General features: G+C 62.5%; 13 protein-coding genes. 6 read left to right on the forward strand and 7 right to left on the reverse strand.

The window, feature by feature from the left end; translation table 11 throughout:
* Window position 1: 1 nt before the first annotated feature.
* The 3 genes from B9Z43_RS00700 to B9Z43_RS00710 are packed head-to-tail and all read right to left on the reverse strand — an operon-like array spanning window position 2 to window position 2010.
* Window positions 2-367, reverse strand: coding sequence for a Rieske 2Fe-2S domain-containing protein (locus B9Z43_RS00700; protein WP_108322256.1), 366 nt, complete (start codon window positions 365-367; stop codon window positions 2-4).
* Window positions 368-380: 13 nt separating this feature from the next.
* Window positions 381-1049 (reverse strand): HAD family hydrolase, encoded by a 669-nt coding sequence (locus B9Z43_RS00705; protein WP_108322257.1) that lies wholly within the window; start codon window positions 1047-1049, stop codon window positions 381-383.
* On the reverse strand, window positions 1021-2010 hold the full coding sequence (locus B9Z43_RS00710) for an RluA family pseudouridine synthase (protein ID WP_233249950.1): 990 nt from the start codon (window positions 2008-2010) through the stop codon (window positions 1021-1023). The genes B9Z43_RS00705 and B9Z43_RS00710 overlap by 29 nt, the downstream gene beginning before the upstream one ends.
* 593 nt (window positions 2011-2603) lie before the next feature.
* Here B9Z43_RS00710 and B9Z43_RS00715 point away from each other — a divergent pair.
* Window positions 2604-5579 carry an Rne/Rng family ribonuclease gene (locus B9Z43_RS00715; protein WP_108322258.1) on the forward strand — a complete coding sequence of 992 codons (2976 nt, stop codon included), beginning with the start codon at window positions 2604-2606 and terminating at the stop codon, window positions 5577-5579.
* A 130-nt stretch (window positions 5580-5709) separates the two neighbouring features.
* On the opposite strand, the gene B9Z43_RS00720 is transcribed toward B9Z43_RS00715, so the two are convergent.
* Genes B9Z43_RS00720 through hemC form a run of 4 tightly spaced genes read right to left on the reverse strand, consistent with a single transcriptional unit; the run spans window position 5710 to window position 9761 of the window.
* Window positions 5710-7002 (reverse strand): heme biosynthesis protein HemY, encoded by a 1293-nt coding sequence (locus B9Z43_RS00720; protein WP_108322259.1) that lies wholly within the window; start codon window positions 7000-7002, stop codon window positions 5710-5712.
* Window positions 7003-7007: 5 nt separating this feature from the next.
* A complete protein-coding gene (locus B9Z43_RS00725; protein WP_108322260.1) occupies window positions 7008-8048 on the reverse strand; it encodes a uroporphyrinogen-III C-methyltransferase in 1041 nt (346 codons plus the stop codon).
* Window positions 8045-8836 carry a uroporphyrinogen-III synthase gene (locus B9Z43_RS00730; RefSeq protein ID WP_108322261.1) on the reverse strand — a complete coding sequence of 264 codons (792 nt, stop codon included), beginning with the start codon at window positions 8834-8836 and terminating at the stop codon, window positions 8045-8047. Before B9Z43_RS00730 ends, B9Z43_RS00725 begins: the two co-directional genes overlap by 4 nt.
* Window positions 8837-8843: 7 nt before the next feature.
* The gene (gene hemC / locus B9Z43_RS00735; RefSeq protein WP_108322262.1) at window positions 8844-9761 is read right to left on the reverse strand and encodes a hydroxymethylbilane synthase; all 918 of its coding nucleotides are present in this window, start codon (window positions 9759-9761) and stop codon (window positions 8844-8846) included.
* Between the two features lie 140 nt (window positions 9762-9901).
* Between hemC and ppc the strand changes: the two genes are divergently transcribed.
* From ppc to B9Z43_RS00760, 5 genes are all read left to right on the forward strand, one after another.
* Complete coding sequence (ppc, locus tag B9Z43_RS00740) at window positions 9902-12757, forward strand: phosphoenolpyruvate carboxylase (protein WP_369910055.1); 2856 nt, start codon at window positions 9902-9904, stop codon at window positions 12755-12757.
* A gap of 439 nt (window positions 12758-13196) precedes the next feature.
* Window positions 13197-14645, forward strand: coding sequence for an argininosuccinate lyase (argH, locus tag B9Z43_RS00745; RefSeq protein ID WP_108322263.1), 1449 nt, complete (start codon window positions 13197-13199; stop codon window positions 14643-14645).
* A 178-nt stretch (window positions 14646-14823) separates the two neighbouring features.
* Window positions 14824-15660 (forward strand): class I SAM-dependent methyltransferase, encoded by an 837-nt coding sequence (locus B9Z43_RS00750; protein WP_158270039.1) that lies wholly within the window; start codon window positions 14824-14826, stop codon window positions 15658-15660.
* A gap of 97 nt (window positions 15661-15757) precedes the next feature.
* Entirely contained in the window at window positions 15758-16246 is a 489-nt protein-coding gene (locus B9Z43_RS00755) for a bacteriohemerythrin (RefSeq protein WP_108322265.1), read from the forward strand.
* Window positions 16247-16376: 130 nt separating this feature from the next.
* Window positions 16377-17531 carry an alpha-hydroxy acid oxidase gene (locus B9Z43_RS00760; protein WP_108322266.1) on the forward strand — a complete coding sequence of 385 codons (1155 nt, stop codon included), beginning with the start codon at window positions 16377-16379 and terminating at the stop codon, window positions 17529-17531.
* Window positions 17532-17560: the final 29 nt, after the last annotated feature.

Below are 17560 nucleotides of genomic sequence, written 5' to 3' on the forward strand. Positions count from 1 at the left end.
GTCAAAATTCAACAGGTTTCAAGTTGTAGGCAGTATGCCAGTGAACCACGCCGTCCCGCTCTGAAAGGTCTATTTTCACAAGGCCCCCGCGGCAGGGTCCGCCGGAACACGCGCCCGTGTCTGGCTGGTAGGTGGCGCCATGGGTGGCACACATCAGCCAGCGGCCGGTGTTGTCAAAAAAGCGGTCCGGCTGGTAGTCCATCTCCATCGCCACATGGGTACAACGGTTCAGGTACGCATGCACCTCACCTTGGTAGCGGATGGCAAAAGCCCGACAAGTCTGCCCGGCATACACAATGTCAAAGGGCACGGCGCGCCCCCCGTTGACCAGGTCCGCGCTGTTGCACAAAGGGATCACCGCATCCATGACCGCTCCAGTCTCAAGCGTGTTGCAACAACCAGTCGTGCAGATCCTGCACGCTGTGCGCCACATGACGAGGCTTCAAGACATGAAAAGCATCGGGCTCATGGGCACCATAACTCACGCCCACACTGGCGCAGCCCGCATTCAAGGCCATCTGCAAGTCGTGTGTCGTGTCACCGATCATCAAGGTGCGCTCGGGCTCCACGCCAAACTCGCGCATCAGCTCGTGCAGCATCAGGGGGCTGGGCTTTCCCGCCGTCTCGTCGGCCGTGCGTGAGCCATCGAACACTTCGCGCAACTCGACATCGCGCAAAGCCTCGTTCAGGCCATGGCGGCTCTTGCCGGTCGCCACCGTGAGCCAATGGTGCCGCGCCTTGAGCGCGTGCAGCAAAGGCAAGACACCCTCAAACAGGCTGATGTCGTTTTGGTGCGCAATGTAGTGGTGGCGGTAACGCTCGCCCAGAGCCGGGTATTTTTCGGGGGGCACATCGGGCGCGGCATGGGCCAGCGCAGGCATGAGCGCCATGCCGATCACATAAGAGGCAGCTTCGCGGGTGGGCTCCTGCCCGCCCACATCGACCACCGCCCGCTGGATGCAGCGTGTGATGATGGCCGTGGAGTCAAACAGCGTGCCGTCCCAATCGAAGGCGATCAGGTCAAACTGACGGGGTCTTGAGCTGGGCATGGTCAACGTAGGCTTTCAATTCAGGGGGCAGATCGGCTTGCAGGGCCACCCGTTCGGCCGTGGCCGGATGGTTGAACTGCAAACGCCAGGCATGCAAGAACATGCGCTTGAGGCCCTGCTTGGGCAGGACCTTGTTCCATTCAAAGTCACCGTATTTGTCGTCCCCGGCAATCGGGTGGCCATTGCTGGCCAGGTGCACACGGATCTGGTGGGTACGCCCGGTCTTGATGGTCACCTCCAGCAGCGTGGCGCCCGCCAGCCGCTGGGACACCTTGACCAAAGTGATCGAGCGCATGCCGTCGGGGTCTTCGGGCGTGGTCACTTTGACGCGGCGCTCCCCATCAGGCAACAAGAACTTGTGCAGCGGCTGGTCAATCACCTTGAGCTTGGCGGGCCATTCGCCTTTGACCAGCGCCAAATAGGTCTTGCCGGTCTCGCGTTCACGGAACTGGTCTTGCAGGTTTTTCAGGGCGCTGCGCTTTTTGGCCACCAGCAAAATCCCGCTGGTGTCGCGGTCCAGCCGATGCACCAGCTCCAACAGCTTGGCCTGGGGCCGGGCCTGGCGCAATTGCTCGATCACCCCAAAGCTCACCCCCGAGCCCCCATGCACCGCCACCCCGGCCGGTTTGTCGATGGCCATCAGGCTGTCGTCTTCCAAAAGCACCGGAAACTCACGCCCCGGGGCGGGTCGGGCGGCCTTTTCGGCCACTTTTTCAGAAATGCGCACCGGCGGCAGGCGCACCTCGTCCCCGATTTCAACCCGGGTCTCGGCCGAGGCGCGGCCTTTGTTGATGCGAACCTCGCCACTGCGGATGATCCTGTAAACGTGGGTTTTGGGCACCCCTTTGAGTTGGCGCATCAAGAAATTGTCCAGACGCTGACCGGCAGATTCCTCGTCCACCAACAACCATTTGACGGCGGGCGACGCAGCAGCGGTTTGGGCCCCTATAATGTGATTCACTGGCAATTGGCTGTAAGTGGTTGATTCAAATGGAAATGAATTCCTGAGGACAGGAGTTTAGTCCACCACCACCGCGCCAAACCAGATGGTCGATGCCACCCCCGGCACGATTTGCAGACTGAAGGCCAACGCCGACAGTGGCCAATCGCCCCGAAGGGTTGGGCCGACGCCCAGAAACCCAGATACGGAATACCCCAAGTTCAGCAGCCCCAGAGGGCTGCTGGACGGATCAAAGCGAGATGTTTGTGTTGTTCGGAACTTTGTTGATGTGCTTGGAGTGGCTCACGAAGCCAGGCTCCACCGCGACGCAATGTGCCCGACAGTTTGTCTTGGACACCGGGGGAAGCCCCCGGCAGTGGACGAATCTCTGCACGACTTTCCACTCGCCCCATCCACGCGCCACGATCCCCATTCCTGTGCTCACGCGCAGCTGAATGTCGGACACCTTCGGCAATTCCCTTCGTTTCAGGCGTCAGCTCCGGCAACGTGGGCTTTGAGGTTCTCAGGAACCCGAAGCCGGTTGTGTAAACAGGCCCCAGTCAGCGGACTATTTTTCGCACTGGAGCCGACACTGATAAGAGAAGGAACGCATCATGAAACGGATGCTCATCAACGCCACGCAGGCTGAAGAACGCCGCCTGGCCATCGTCGACGGACAAAAACTCCTCGACTACGAAATCGAAATCGAAGGCCGCGAACAGCGCAAGGGCAACATCTACAAAGCTGTTGTGACCCGCGTCGAGCCCTCGCTCGAAGCTTGCTTCGTCGACTACGGCGAAGACCGCCACGGCTTCTTGCCTTTCAAGGAAATCTCGCGCCAGTACTTTGCTGAAGGCGTGTCCGTCAGCCAAGCCCGCATCAACGATGTGATCCGCGAAGGCCAGGAACTGATGGTCCAGGTCGAAAAAGAAGAACGTGGCAACAAGGGCGCTGCCCTGACCACGTTCATCTCGCTGGCTGGCCGCTACGTGGTGCTCATGCCCAACAACCCCCGTGGTGGTGGCGTCAGCCGCCGCATCGAGGGCGATGACCGCGCCGAGCTCAAAGAAGCGATGGACCAGTTGGAGTACCCCAAGGGCATGTCCATCATCGCCCGCACCGCAGGCATCGGCCGCTCCGCGCCCGAGCTGCAGTGGGACCTGAACTACCTGCTCAAACTCTGGACCGCGATTGACGGCGCTGCCCAGGGCAAAGGCGCCTTCCTGATTTATCAGGAGTCGAGCCTGGTGATCCGCGCCATCCGCGATTACTTCAACAATGACATCGGCGACATCCTCATCGACACCGACGACATCTACGAACAAGCTCAGCAGTTCATGAGCCACGTGATGCCCGAGTTCGCGCCGCGCGTGAAGCGCTACCGCGACGACGCGCCGCTGTTCAGCCGCTTCCAGATCGAGCACCAGATCGAATCGGCCTATGCACGCACCGTGCAACTGCCTTCGGGCGGCGCCATCGTGATCGACCACACCGAAGCCTTGGTGTCGGTGGACGTGAACTCGGCCCGCGCCATCAAGGGCGGTGACATCGAAGAGACCGCCACCCGTACCAACCTGGAAGCCGCCGACGAAGTGGCCCGCCAGATGCGCCTGCGCGATTTGGGCGGTCTGATCGTGATCGACTTCATCGACATGGAAGAGTCCAAGAACCGCCGCGAAGTGGAAAACCGCTTGCGCGACGCCTTGCGCCAGGACCGTGCCCGCGTGCAGTTCGGCACCATCAGCAAATTCGGCCTCATGGAAATGAGCCGCCAGCGCTTGAAGCCTGCCCTGTCCGAAGGTGCATCCATCCCCTGCCCACGTTGCGGTGGCGCTGGCCACATCCGCGACACCGAGAGCTCGGCACTGCAAATTTTGCGCATCATCCAGGAAGAGTCCATGAAGGACAACACCGCCGCCGTGCACGCGCAAGTGCCCGTCGAAGTGGCCGCCTTCCTGCTCAATGAAAAGCGTCCCGAGATCGCCAAGATCGAATTGCAACAACGCATCAGCGTGCTGCTGGTGCCCAACAAGTCGCTGGAAACCCCTCACTACAAGCTCGAGCGCTTGAAGCACGACGACCCGCGCCTGGACCGCATCGAAGCCAGCTACAAGATGGCCGAGATCGTCGAAGACGCGACCACCGTGACCCGTCGTTCGCAAGAGCCCACCAACAAGCAGACCCCGGTCATCAAGGGCGTGCTGCCCGATGCACCGGCCCCTGTGGCACCGGTCAAGGTGGAAGCACCCGTTGCAGCCAAGCCTGCCAAAGCCGCCGCACCTGTGAAGGCTGCGGTTGCCAGCGGTGGCTTCTTCGGCTGGCTCAAGAGCCTGTTCGGTGGCAGCACCGAAGAAGCCAAGCCCGCAGTGGCTGGCAAGAAAGACGAGAAAACCCGCGAAGGCCGCAACGGAGAGCGCAACGGTGAACGCCGTGAGGGTGGTCGTGATGGCCGCCGTGGTGGTCGTGATGGCCGCCGTGGCGAGCGCACAGAGCGCCCCGAAGGCGTTCAAGGCGAAGGCCGCGCACCACGCGAAGGTGGACGCCGTAGCGAAGGCCGCAACGAAGTGCGCGATGGTGAAGGCCGTCCAGCACGCGGTGAGCGCGCCGAGCGCCCCGCCGGTGAACGCCAGCCCCGCGAAGGCCGCCGCGAGCGCGGTGACAACAACCGCAACGAGGCCCCTGCCGAGTTGGCCGCCGATGGCACCGAAGTGCGCACAGAGCGCGCACCCCGCGCCGAGCGTGGTGAACGCGGCGAAGGCCGTCGTGAGCGTGGCGAAGGCCGTGGCGAGCGCGGTGAAGGCCGCCGTGAACGTGGCGAGCGCCGCAACAACGACAAGGCTCCTGGCGAGCTGAACACGGCCGAAACGGCTGTGGTCGCAGAAGGCCAGGAAGCGGTCACCGACGAGAACGCGACACCCAACGAGAACAACGGCGAGCGCCGCGAACGCCGCTCACGCGACCGTTATGGCCGCGACCGCCGCGAACGCAATGGCGAGCCACGCCAGGACAACGGCAACGAAAACGCCTTGGCCGACAACGCGGCACCCGTGGAAGAAGCCAGCGGCGAAGACCGCCCTGCACCACGCTCTTACTTTGAGCGTGCGCAACAAGCGGCTGCAGAAGCTGCGCCACAAGCCTCGGCCCCGGTCGCTGAAGTCGCCCCTGCTGCTGCAGTGGCTGCTGCGCCCGTGGTCGCACCCGTGGCCACACCCGTGGTTGTGGCCGCAGAAGTGGCAGCGCCGGTGATCACGCATGTGACGGCAGCTCCCGCTGCTGCGCCTGTCGCAGAACCGGCAGCCGCACCTGTGGCCCAAGCTGTGGCCACACCCGCCGCGGCAACAAGCAGCCTGCCCAAAGTGGCCAGCTACCAACTGCCGCTGAACAGCCTGCAAGAAGTTGCACAAACCTCTGGCTTGGTCTGGGTGAACTCTGACGCCGACAAGATTGCAGCCGTTCAAGCCGCCATCGCTGCCGAACCCAAGCCTGTGCACGTCCCACGCGAGCGTCCACCTGCGGTGGTCGTCAACGAAGGTCCTCTGGTTCTGGTGGAAACACGCAAAGACCTGAAAGACATGAACTTGCCGTTCTGAGGACAGGCCAAGCGCTGATGCGTTCACCCCGGACTGGATCCGGGGTACCGTGTCAAACAGCTTGGATTCCGGATGCAGTCCGGGACAACAACCGAACCCCAGGGTTCGGTTTTTTTATGCCTGAATTGAATCAGGCGCTCACCAGCGCCGCCTGCTTCCAGGCCTGTGCAGCTTGAACAGCATCGGCTCGCTGCTCGGCCAGCTCGGCCAAGGCACGCCAGGAGCGGCGCAGCAAAACAGGATCTTCCAAACCTTTGACGGCCTGTGCCAACAGGAGCTGGGCTTTCCCCCACAACTGATGGCGCATGCAGACCATGCCGGCCAGATACTGCAAGTTCGGATCACGCGGCTGAGCCTGCTGCGCAGCTTCAATGCGCGCCAACCAAGGACGCGCATCGGCTGTCGATGGATCGGTCAAACTCGTTTCGATCGCCCGCACCACGCGAACCACCTGATCGGGCGTCCAGCCCATCTGTGGCGATTGCAAAGGCATCCACAACGCCTGCAACCAGGGTCGGACCACCGCAGCCGAGCCCCCCAGACGCATGAAACGCATGGCCACTTCGGCCGCCACATCAGGCATGCCGCGTTGCGCTGGGGTCAAGCCTTGCCACATGCGCAACACCGCATCAGCGTCATGCAAATGCACAAGCCAGTTCATGATCAAGCCGCGCACCAGACTCTCGGCAGCCGCGGGCGTGAATGCACGGTGCTTGGCCAGCAACACCGCTGTGTCCAATGCCATTGCAGGTTGCCCGGCCAAACGGGCTGCCTTCAACTTCAAACGCATGGCCACCATGCGACGACCCACCGCAGGCGGCAGCTCCTTCAGGCGATCCAGACTGGCATCGGCATCGCGGTCGTCCAGCAACCAACGCGCCGCACGCAACTGAGCACCTTCGGTCAGGGTCTGACGCTCTTGCGACGTCCCCACCTGTGCTTGCACAACCGCCTGTGCCAAATGGTGTTGCCGCAAATCCTTGTCTTGCAATGCGTGTGCAGACTCGGCCGCCATGATGTGCGAGAGGGTCCGCAAAGACACCGCATGGTCCAGTTTCAAACCGGCTGCCTGCATCAAGGCTTCTTTTTCGAGTGCGGTTTGCGCAGACTTGCGGGCGCGCAAAAAGCGCCCCGCCATGAAGTGGCTGATGGCGTCCAGCAAGGCCGCATGGGCAGCCCGCTCTTTTTGCTGCAAGCGCCAGCGTTGCGCTTGCTTGGGCAGGGCAAACAAAGCGGCCAAGGCCTGCTGCGCCACCACCACCAACAACACCACCGAGACAAAGATCAGCAGCACCAGGTTGAGCGACATGTCCACCCGGTAAGGCGACAGGAACAAGGTCACCGTGCCTTGGTTGTTGCCCGCCAACCACGCGCCCGCCGCGGCCAGCGCAAACAAACTGAGGAGCCAAAGAGCTGCACGCATGGGGCTTACCTTCCTGCCGCAGCGGTGGACAAAGCGCTCAGCGACGCCTCCAGACGAGGCGGCTCGCCTGCTTTCATCTGCAGACCTGCCTGCTCCAGCAAATCAAGCATCTGCGTGGTTTTGCGCGACGATGCATCGGCATAACGCCGCACCATGACTGCCGCTGAGCCCAGGTCGTTGCGTGCTGCGTCTTTTTGGCGGGCCAGCAAACCCAGGCGCGCATTGAGCAATTTGAGTTTCAAGTTCTCGCGAAAGAAGAACCCTTGCTCGGGTGAGAGCAAGGCCGCCTCGGGCGAGTCGATCCGGCTCACGCGCACCAAGTCTCGCAGCTGTTGCCCAAACCGGTTCAGGCCTGCCATCCACCAGGAGGGGGCGACGGGTGCACCCTGCGCATCCACCTTGACAGGCAGCGCACTTTGACTGGGCAACAATTGATTGGCCAAAACCAAGCCATCCACCAAGGCCACGCCTTCGTCGAGTTTGATCAGCAAGCCGGGCAAATCGAACACCTGGGCCGCACTCAAGCGCTCCAGGTCTTTTTCGAGGGCCCGCAACACCGGCGCCAAGCGCGGTTGCGCAGCACGTTGCACGCGCTGCTGCGCGGACTTGAGCGCGGCCAGCAAAGGCTCCATGCTGCCCGTCAACTGAGCTTGTTGCTGGGCCATGCGCAAAGCGGCATCGATGTCCACCACCAGGTTTTCGTCGCGCGAGCGCGAGAGGCTTTGCATCAGCTCTTCGAGCTGGCTGCGCTGCAGGGCCACCTCGCCCAGACGGGCCTCGACCAAGCCCAGCCGCGCTGCACTGTCTTTGACGGTGTCCTGCGCCTGTTTGGCCCACGCTTTGGCCTCAAGCGACTGTTGACCCGCATCGGCACTTTGGCGGGCCAGCTGCTCCTGAATGCGTGCCAGTTTTTGCCACAGTGCCACCGACACCAGCAAGGCCAAGGCAGCCACGCCCAGCGCCAGCCAGATTTTCCACGGCCGCAGCAAAGGGGCTGCGGGCGCAGAGGGTTCAGAAACTGGGGCGTTGTCGGGCATGGAAGTCATGAAAGTGATTTTATAGACAAGGCCTGCGCACTCAGTGCTGCTGGCGCCAGTTCAACATGGCCCCAACCGGCTTGGCGCAAGCGCTCGGCAATGCGCGGATGGGTGGCCAAGGCGCGCGCTTGGGACAGGTCCAAGCGCGGGCAAGCCTGCGTCAGGTGCAGCGCCGCTTCGGAACTGCTGAACAGCCACCAACTGCCATCGTGCATGGCCCGCTCGGCACGCGCTTGCTGGGCAGGCGACAAAAGCGGCGCACGCCGCACATAAGCCACCGCCTGCAATACCTGCAAGCCCACTTCTTCGAGTTGCTGCGCCAGCCAATCGCGCCCGGCCATCTGGCCCTGCGCGTCGGCCCCCCGCACGATCAGCACACGGACCGGGCTTGGCGCCTGCGCGGCACGGACGCGTTCAGCGACCACGGTCCAAAGGGCTTCTGAGTCAAACTGGCTTGAATCGGCCGGGGGGGCATCGATCTGCTGCGCTGGCCAGCCCGCCGCCAACAAGGCCGCCTGCGTGCCTGGCCCTGTGGCCCAAGCGCGGCAGGCATGCACATCCAGACCACCCGGCTGAGCCGCCATGAAAAACCGCACGGCATTGGCGCTGACAAACATCACCGCCAGACACGTCGGCACTTGCTGCCAGGCCGTCTGCAAAGCCGCCGCATCCGGCAAGGCTGAAATGTCAATCAACGGGAAAGCCTCGGCCTGCACACCTTCGGCTTGCAAGGCCTGCACCCAAGGCCCTGCCTCGCGCTCGGGGCGGGTGACCAGGATGGCAGGCTCGGCCACCATGTGCGCCTTAATGCGCGCCGCCCTGCTGCAGCGCCTGCGCCACGCGCAGGCCCAAAGCCTCGGCAGCGGTCAAATCGGTCGCGGTGATGTCCGAGGCCGCCGTCACCAAAGTGGTGTCGCCTTGCGGATCGCCCCAAGCGGCTTGCAACTTGAGCGCGCCGCCGTCCATGACCGCATGCGCGGCCAAAGGCATGGAGCAGTTGCCGCCCATGGCGCGGCTGACCGCGCGTTCGGCGGCCACACGTTGCCAGGTCACGCTGTCGGCCAAGGGGGCCAGCAAGGCGCGCAAATCGGCACGGTCGCTGCGGATCTCGATGCCCAAAGCGCCCTGGCCTGCGGCCGGCAGCATCTCGGTGGTTTCAAAAATGTGTCGAATGCGATCGGTCAAGCCCAAACGCTTGAGGCCAGCAGCGGCCAACACAATGCCTGCGTATTGGCCTTCATCGAGCTTGCGCAGGCGAGTGTCGAGGTTGCCGCGCAAGGGCTCGATCTTCAAATCGGGGCGCAAAGCGCGCAGCAGCACGGTACGGCGCAGGCTGGAGGTGCCGACGACTGCGCCTGGCGGCAAGTCTTCCAGGCGGGCGTATTGCGACGACACCCAGGCGTCTCGTGGGTCTTCGCGTTCCATCACACAGCCCAGCTCAAAGCCTTCGGGCATGTCCATGGGCACATCTTTGAGCGAATGCACCGCGATGTCGGCACGGCCTTCTTGCAAGGCCACTTCCAGCTCTTTGACGAACAAGCCTTTACCGCCCACTTTGCTCAAACTGCGGTCCAGGATCTGGTCGCCCTGCGTGGTCATGCCCAGCAGTTGCACCGTGCAACCCAGGCCCTCCAGCAAGGCTTTGACATGCTCAGCCTGCCAAAGCGCCAAACGGCTTTCACGGGTAGCAATCACGATGGCGGGGGAAGAAGTCAAAGACACGTTGAATTTCTCTGAAAAGAGGCTTCATCAAGATGAAACCCGTTGGTAATTTACAGGGGCTGGCCGATGCTAGCATGAGGCACAGCGTCACAAGCGCTGCACACCCCTTGCCGAACCACCCCTTCACCGCACACCTCTCGATGAAACAGGCCTCCAAAGACACCGCCGCCGCGCCCGCCCAATCCACCGCTCGCGCTAGCAAAACCGACAAGCGCGACAGCGAACGCCCATTGGTCGAAGACATTCGACTCTTGGGCCGCATTCTGGGTGATGTGATCCGCACGCAAGAAGGCCCTGAGGCTTATGAGTTGGTGGAACAAATCCGCAAGCTGTCGGTCGCTTTCCGCCGTGACGCCGACCACGAAGCCGACAAGGCGCTGAAAAAACTGCTCAAAGGCCTGCCCGGCGACCGCGCCGTGAGCGTGATCCGCGCTTTCACCTATTTCTCGCACCTGGCCAACCTGGCCGAAGACCGCCACCACATCCGCCGCCGCGCCCTCCACGAACGGGCAGGCCACACGCAAGAAGGCAGCATCGACGTGGCGCTGCAGCGCCTGCGCTGGGCGGGCATCACGCCCAAAAGCATCTCGGACATACTGGCCACCAGCTATGTCTCACCCGTGCTGACGGCCCACCCCACCGAAGTGCAGCGCAAAAGCATTTTGGACGCCGAGCGCGACATCGCCCACCTGCTGACCGAGCGCGACGCCATCAAGGCCCGCGCCGCTGCGGTCAACGCCGCCAAAGACGCGTTGACGCCCAAAGAGCTGGCCGCCAACGAGCAACAAATCCGCGCCCGCGTGATGCAGCTGTGGCAAACCCGGCTGCTGCGCTTTACCAAGCTCACCGTGGCCGACGAGATCGAAAACGCGCTGAGCTATTACGAAGCCACCTTTTTGCGCGAAATCCCCAAGCTCTATGCCGAGCTGGAACAAGCCCTGCCCGGCCAACCGATTGCCAGCTTTTTGCGCATGGGCCAGTGGATCGGTGGCGACCGCGATGGCAACCCCAACGTGACCGCGCCCACGCTGGAACACGCCCTGACCCGCCAAAGCGATGTGGCCCTGCGCCACTACCTGACCGAAGTGCATTACCTGGGCAGCGAGCTGTCGCTGTCGGCCATGCTGGTGCCTTTTGGCCCCGACATGCTGGCCCTGGCCGAGCGCTCGCCCGACACCAACGAACACCGCCAGGACGAGCCCTACCGCCGGGCCCTCACCGGCATCTACGCCCGCTTGGCCGCCACGCTCAAAAACCTGACCGGCGGTGATGCCGCACGCCACGCCGTGGCCCCGCAAAACCCCTACGCCAGCGCCCAAGAATTATTGACCGACTTGCGCGTGATCGAAGCCTCGTTGTGCAGCCACCATGGCGAAGCCGTTGCCGCCCAGCGCCTGCACCCGCTGATCCGTGCTGTGGAGGTGTTTGGCTTTCACTTGGCCACCGTGGACCTGCGCCAAAGCTCGGACAAACACGAAGAAGTCGTGGCCGAACTGCTGACCACCGCACGCGTGGAAAAAAATTACAGCCAACTCGACGAACACGCCAAACAAGCCCTGCTGCTGGGACTGCTCAACGACGCACGCCCCTTGCGCGTGCCCGGTGCCGACTACAGCGAGCATGCCGTGTCGGAGCTGGCGATTTTTGAAACCGCCCAACGCATGCTGAGCACCTTTGGCCAGCAGGCGATTCGCCACTACATCATCAGCCACACCGAAACCGTGAGCGACTTGCTGGAGGTGCTGCTGCTGCAAAAAGAAGTGAGCCTGATGCGCGGCACGCTGGACGGCGAAGCGCACAACGACCTGATCGTGGTGCCGCTGTTCGAGACCATCGAAGACCTGCGCAACGCCGCCCCCATCATGCGCGACTTTTACGCCCTGCCCGGCGTGGCTGGCTTGATCCAGCGCTCGGGTGGCGAGCAGGACATCATGCTGGGCTACTCGGACAGCAACAAAGATGGCGGCATCTTCACCAGCAACTGGGAGCTGTACCGCGCCGAGATCGCGCTGGTGGAATTGTTCGAGAAACTCGAACGCAGCCACGGCATCACCTTGCGCATGTTCCACGGCCGGGGCGGCACCGTGGGCCGAGGCGGTGGCCCCAGCTACCAGGCCATCCTGGCGCAGCCACCGGGCACCGTGCGCGGACAGATCCGCCTGACCGAGCAAGGCGAAGTCATCGGCGCCAAATTCGCCAACCCCGAAATCGGCCGCCGCAACCTGGAAACCCTGGTCGCCGCAACACTCGAAGCCACGCTGCTACAACCCACCAAGCCCGCCACACGGGCGTTTTTGGACGCCGCCGCCGAATTGTCCGAAGCCAGCATGGACGCCTACCGTGGGCTGGTGTACGACACGCCGGGCTTCACCGACTACTTCTTTGGGGCCACACCGCTGAAAGAACTGGCCCAGCTGAACATCGGCTCACGCCCCGCTTCGCGCAAGGCATTGGAAAAAATCGAAGACCTGCGCGCCATTCCGTGGGGCTTCAGCTGGGGCCAGTGCCGCCTGACCTTGCCCGGCTGGTTAGGCTTTGGCTCGGCCGTGCAAGCCTTTCTGGACAAGCCCGACGCGGCCGAGCGCAAGGCTGCGCTGGCCTTATTGCAAAAGATGTACCGCCAGTGGCCGTTTTTCCGCACCCTGCTGTCCAACATGGACATGGTGCTGGCCAAAAGCGACCTGGCCTTGGCCTCGCGCTACGCCGAACTGGTCAGCGACAGCCGCCTGCGCAAAAAGATCTTCACCGCCATCGAAGCCGAATGGCACCGCACCGCCGACGCGCTGGCCCAGATCACCGGCGAGAAGAACCGTCTGGAAAGCAACCCGGCTCTGGCCCGTTCCATCCGCCACCGCTTTCCGTACATCGACCCGCTGCACCACCTGCAAGTCGAGCTGATCCGCCGCTACCGCGCAGGCTTGGCCGACGAGCGGGTGCAGCGCGGCATCCACATCTCGATCAACGGGATCGCAGCGGGGCTGAGGAATACGGGTTGAGCATTTTTAACAAAGAGTCTCTAGCCGTATTACGCTGCCCAAACAGGGTCGGACGGAGTCCATTGAAAAAATGCGACCTCAACGCGCTCTGTCGCGCTGCGGCGCAGCGTTATTGATCCGCCCCATGGAAATTTGAAAATATCGGGGCGAATTTGCAACTTCTGTCGACCCGAAATTGCTTTAGCTGTCATCCCGGACTTGTTTTACCTGTCATCCCGGACTTGATCCGGGATCCACTGCACACAGCTGGCATTTGCAAAGGGCATCGCTGCACACTGGATCCCGGGTCTTCGCCCGGGATGACAAAACAGGGGATGCGCTGACATGTCAAGTTCATCGGGCCAGATCTGTAGTCGGTTGGCGTTACCCATCATCCGCCAAGCTCGGATCGGAGGCCCAAGCCAGGCCACGGCGCCTGCACCCGATAAAATCGGGGGCTATGACAAACCAACTCGACAAAAAATCCCAAGCCTGGTCCGCGCTCTTTTCTGAACCCATGAGCGAGTTGGTCAAGCGCTACACCGCCAGCGTGTTCTTTGACAAGCGCCTGTGGCAAGCCGACATCACCGGCAGCCTGGCCCACGCCGAGATGCTGGCCGCGCAAAACATCATCGGCGCCAGCGACCTGGCCGACATCCAACGCGGCATGTCGCAAATCACCCAAGAGATCGAATCCGGCGCTTTTGAGTGGAAGCTCGACCTGGAAGACGTGCACCTGAACATCGAAGCGCGCCTGACCCAGCTGGTGGGCGATGCGGGCAAGCGCCTGCACACCGGCCGCAGCCGAAATGACCAGGTCGCCACCGACGTGCGCCTGTGGTTGCGCAGCGAAATGGACCTGATCATCGATTTGCTGGTGGACCTGCAAAAGTCGCTGGTCGATGTGGCCGAGCAAAACGTCGAAGTCATCCTGCCCGGCTTCACCCACTTGCAAGTGGCCCAACCCGTGAGCTTTGCGCACCACCTGCTGGCCTATGTGGAAATGTTTGCCCGCGACGCCGAGCGCATGGGCGACGTGCGCCGCCGCACCAACCGCCTGCCCCTGGGCAGCGCTGCTTTGGCCGGCACCACCTACCCGCTGGACCGCGAACGCGTGGCCCGCTCTCTGGGCATGGTCGATGAGCAAGGCAACCCACAGGTCTGCCAAAACAGCCTGGACGGCGTGAGCGACCGCGACTTCGCCATCGAATTCACAGCCGCCGCTTCGCTGTGCATGGTGCACATCAGCCGCTTCTCTGAAGAGTTGATTTTGTGGATGAGCCAGAACTTCGGCTTTGTGCGCATTGCCGACCGCTTCACCACCGGCAGTTCCATCATGCCGCAGAAGAAAAACCCCGACGTGCCCGAGCTGGCACGCGGCAAGACCGGCCGTGTGGTCGGTCACCTGATGGGCTTGATCACCCTGATGAAAGGCCAGCCGCTGGCCTACAACAAGGACAACCAAGAAGACAAAGAGCCGCTGTTTGACACGGTGGACACCCTCAAAGACACCTTGCGCATCTTCAGCGAAATGGTGGGCGGCCAGGTCAACCCGGCCACGGGCCAAAAAGAAGGCGGCATCACGGTCAACGCTGCGGCCATGGAAGCCGCTGTGAAAAAGGGCTATGCCACCGCGACCGATTTGGCCGACTACTTGGTCAAAAAAGGCCTGCCCTTCCGTGACGCCCACGAAGTGGTGGCCCACGCCGTCAAAACCGCGCAAGGCCTGGGTGTGGACCTCTCAGAGCTGCCGCTGGAAACCCTGCAAAAGTTCGACAGCCGCATCGAAGCCGATGTGTTTGGCCCGCTCAGCCTGCAAGGTTCGCTGAACGCCCGCAACACGCTGGGCGGCACAGCGCCTGCGCAGGTGCGGGTGCAAATTGCGCGTCACCGGGTGCGCCTGAGCTGATCGTTCTGGCGTTCTGATCAAGGGCAGCCGCTGAATGCGCGCTGCCCTTTTCTTTTGGGTGCGCGCCCACACAGACCGGCCACGCCAGAACAGCAAAACTGCCTTCCTTTTTGCACAACAAAAGACGCCTCGTCGCTGGCTTTCGCCGCACCAAGGCCGGGCCACAAGGAGGCGCACCATGGAATTTCGGACCGGGTCCACGGACTTTGACTCGCTGGAGGCCTTGCCTCGTACCTTGTTGATTCCCTTGTCTGCGCGGGCGCATGGGCCCCGGATTTTTCCATCACTGAACCCCGAAGACCAATACGCAGAAGCACTGCTGGCAGCCGCAGGCATTGAAGCCAAGACCACCGCCGCCGATGCGCCCGTGATGCTGAACGTGTTGTGGCGAACGCAATTGATCAAGCGGCTTGGGCAAGCTTTTTTTGAACGTCACCCACGCAGCACCGGGGTGAACCTCGGCTCGGGTCTGGCGCACTACTTTCAGTGGTTGGGCAATGGCCACAACAGCTGGGTCGACACCGACTTGCCCGAGGTGATCCGTTTGCGGCAATCGCTGATCCCCCAAACCTCAAAGCATTGCCACAACACGGCACTGGACCTGAAGAAACCCGGCTGGTGGCAGCACTTGAAGTCCCACACAAGCGAAAACGGCCGTCCATTGCTGCTGGTGTGTGAAGGCGTGTTGATGTACCTGAGCGCATCGCAAGTCCGGGCGCTGTTGCGGGAAATTGGCGACAACGCCCCGGAGGGCTCCGAGCTGCTGGTGGACTTCATCTCGCCTTGGGGGGTCCAATTGCAAACCCATTGGGCGCCAGACATGCCCCCCTTTCAATGGGGGGCTCACAACGCGATGGACATCGCACGGATGCATCCGCGACTGGAGTTGATGGCCCAACACAGCGTGGCCGAGGCTTATGGCTGGGGCGCCAGCTGGGCAGAACTGTGCTGGCGTCCATGGACCGGTGGCACCTTGTATGGCTTGGCCCGCCTGCGCGTTGGCGAGCCCGGTTAGCACGTGCGACAGCCCTGCCCAGCAGGGCTGCGGCGGTATCCGCGATAATTTGGGACCCCAACGCCCAGCAGGGCGCCCACGCAACCCATTGAACGCCATGACCACTGCCGCCCCCACCCTGATGCCCTGGACCGAATCCCTCACCACAGGCGACGCCCGCATGGACGAGACCCACCAGGAGTTTGTGGACATGATCAACCAGATCCTGGCCACGCCCGAGGACGAGCAGCTGCCGGTCTACAAAGAATTCTTGAACCACACGGTCGAGCACTTTGCCCAGGAAGAGCGCTGGATGCTGGCCACCGGCTTTTCGGCCGACAACTGCCACGCCGAGCACCACGCCACCATTTTGGAGACCATGCGCGTGGTGGAAGCCCACTACCTGGACACAGACAAACAGATCATCACCCGCATGGCCGAGGCGCTGGCCGAATGGTTCCCAGGCCACGCCAACAGCATGGACGCGGGCCTGGCGGCGCACCTGAAATCGGTCGGCTTTGACAGCGTAACCGAAACCCTGGCCGACCCATCGGCCATCAAAAACGTGACCATGTCGGGCTGCGGCAGCGTCAGCTGCACCAGCTAAAACCCCCTTGGGGCTTGGGCGGCCCCAAGAAATTTCAAAGCGGCTGTCCCAAGTTTCACAGCCGCCAAGCCGCTGGGCGGCTAGGATGCCTGTTGATTTGAACAACTGACATCCTTTCGGAGACTGACCCATGCCCGTGATCACCAACATCGAAGACCTGCGCGTTCTGGCCGAAAAGCGCGTGCCGCGCATGTTCTACGACTACGCCGACAGCGGCTCTTGGACCGAGGGCACCTACCGCGCCAACGAAAGCGACTTCCACAAGATCAAGCTGCGCCAGCGCGTGGCGGTGAACATGGAAAACCGCACCACGGCCACAAAGATGGTCGGCATCGATACCAAGATGCCCGTGTGCATCGCCCCGGTGGGCCTGACCGGCATGCAACATGCTGATGGTGAAATGCACGCGGCCATGGCGGCCAAAAAATTCGGCATCCCTTTCACGCTGTCGACCATGAGCATCTGCTCCATCGAAGACATCGCAGCGCACACGCAAGCGCCCTTCTGGTTCCAGCTGTACATGATGCGCGACCGCGAGGCCATGGCCCGCATGATCGACCGCTGCAAGGCCGCCAACGTGAGCGCCCTGGTGCTTACGCTCGATTTGCAAGTGATCGGCCAACGCCACAAAGACCTGAAAAACGGCCTGACCGCACCACCCCGCCCCACGATTGCCAACATCATCAACCTGATGACCAAGCCGCGCTGGTGCTTAGGGATGGCGGGAACCAAGCGCCATACCTTTGGCAACCTGGTCGGCCACGTCAAGGCCGTGACCAACATGAAGTCACTGGCTTCGTGGACCAACGAGCAGTTTGACCCGACGCTCAACTGGGACGACATTGCGTGGGTCAAAAAACAATGGGGCGGCAAACTGATTTTGAAGGGCATCATGGACGTGGAAGACGCCAAGCTGGCCGTGGCCAGCGGGGCTGACGCCATCGTGGTCAGCAACCACGGCGGCCGCCAGCTCGACGGCGCTCCCAGCAGCATCGAAGCCCTGCCCGCCATCGTCGCGGCCGTGGGCAGCCAGATCGAGGTCTGGATGGACGGCGGCATTCGCAGCGGCCAGGACGTTTTGAAGGCCTGGGCGCTGGGTGCCAAAGGCACCATGATCGGCCGCGCCATGGTCTATGGCCTGGGTGCCATGGGCGAGGAAGGTGTGAGCAAAGCTTTGCAAATCATCCACAAAGAGCTGGACGTGACCATGGCCTTTTGCGGCCACACCGATATTCAAAACGTCAACACCAACATCTTGTTGCCGGGCACTTTTCCGAAGGCTTGATGAGGCCCATTTCACCGCACTCCGGGCGC

Origin of the sequence: Limnohabitans sp. MMS-10A-192 (genome assembly GCF_003063335.1) — a bacterium.
Taxonomy (GTDB): Bacteria; Pseudomonadota; Gammaproteobacteria; order Burkholderiales; family Burkholderiaceae_C; genus Limnohabitans_A.

Excerpts from the sequence above, each read along its gene's own strand:
- B9Z43_RS00750 (WP_158270039.1), top strand. The coding sequence starts at position 14,824 with ATGGAATTTCGGACCGGGTCCACGGACTTTGACTCGCTGGAGGCCTTG.
- B9Z43_RS00705 (WP_108322257.1), bottom strand. The coding sequence starts at position 1,049 with ATGCCCAGCTCAAGACCCCGTCAGTTTGACCTGATCGCCTTCGATTGG.
- B9Z43_RS00700 (WP_108322256.1), bottom strand. The coding sequence starts at position 367 with ATGGATGCGGTGATCCCTTTGTGCAACAGCGCGGACCTGGTCAACGGG.
- B9Z43_RS00760 (WP_108322266.1), top strand. The coding sequence starts at position 16,377 with ATGCCCGTGATCACCAACATCGAAGACCTGCGCGTTCTGGCCGAAAAG.
- B9Z43_RS00755 (WP_108322265.1), top strand. The coding sequence starts at position 15,758 with ATGACCACTGCCGCCCCCACCCTGATGCCCTGGACCGAATCCCTCACC.
- B9Z43_RS00715 (WP_108322258.1), top strand. The coding sequence starts at position 2,604 with ATGAAACGGATGCTCATCAACGCCACGCAGGCTGAAGAACGCCGCCTG.
- B9Z43_RS00725 (WP_108322260.1), bottom strand. The coding sequence starts at position 8,048 with ATGACTTCCATGCCCGACAACGCCCCAGTTTCTGAACCCTCTGCGCCC.
- B9Z43_RS00720 (WP_108322259.1), bottom strand. The coding sequence starts at position 7,002 with ATGCGTGCAGCTCTTTGGCTCCTCAGTTTGTTTGCGCTGGCCGCGGCG.
- ppc (WP_369910055.1), top strand. The coding sequence starts at position 9,902 with ATGAAACAGGCCTCCAAAGACACCGCCGCCGCGCCCGCCCAATCCACC.
- B9Z43_RS00730 (WP_108322261.1), bottom strand. The coding sequence starts at position 8,836 with ATGGTGGCCGAGCCTGCCATCCTGGTCACCCGCCCCGAGCGCGAGGCA.
- argH (WP_108322263.1), top strand. The coding sequence starts at position 13,197 with ATGACAAACCAACTCGACAAAAAATCCCAAGCCTGGTCCGCGCTCTTT.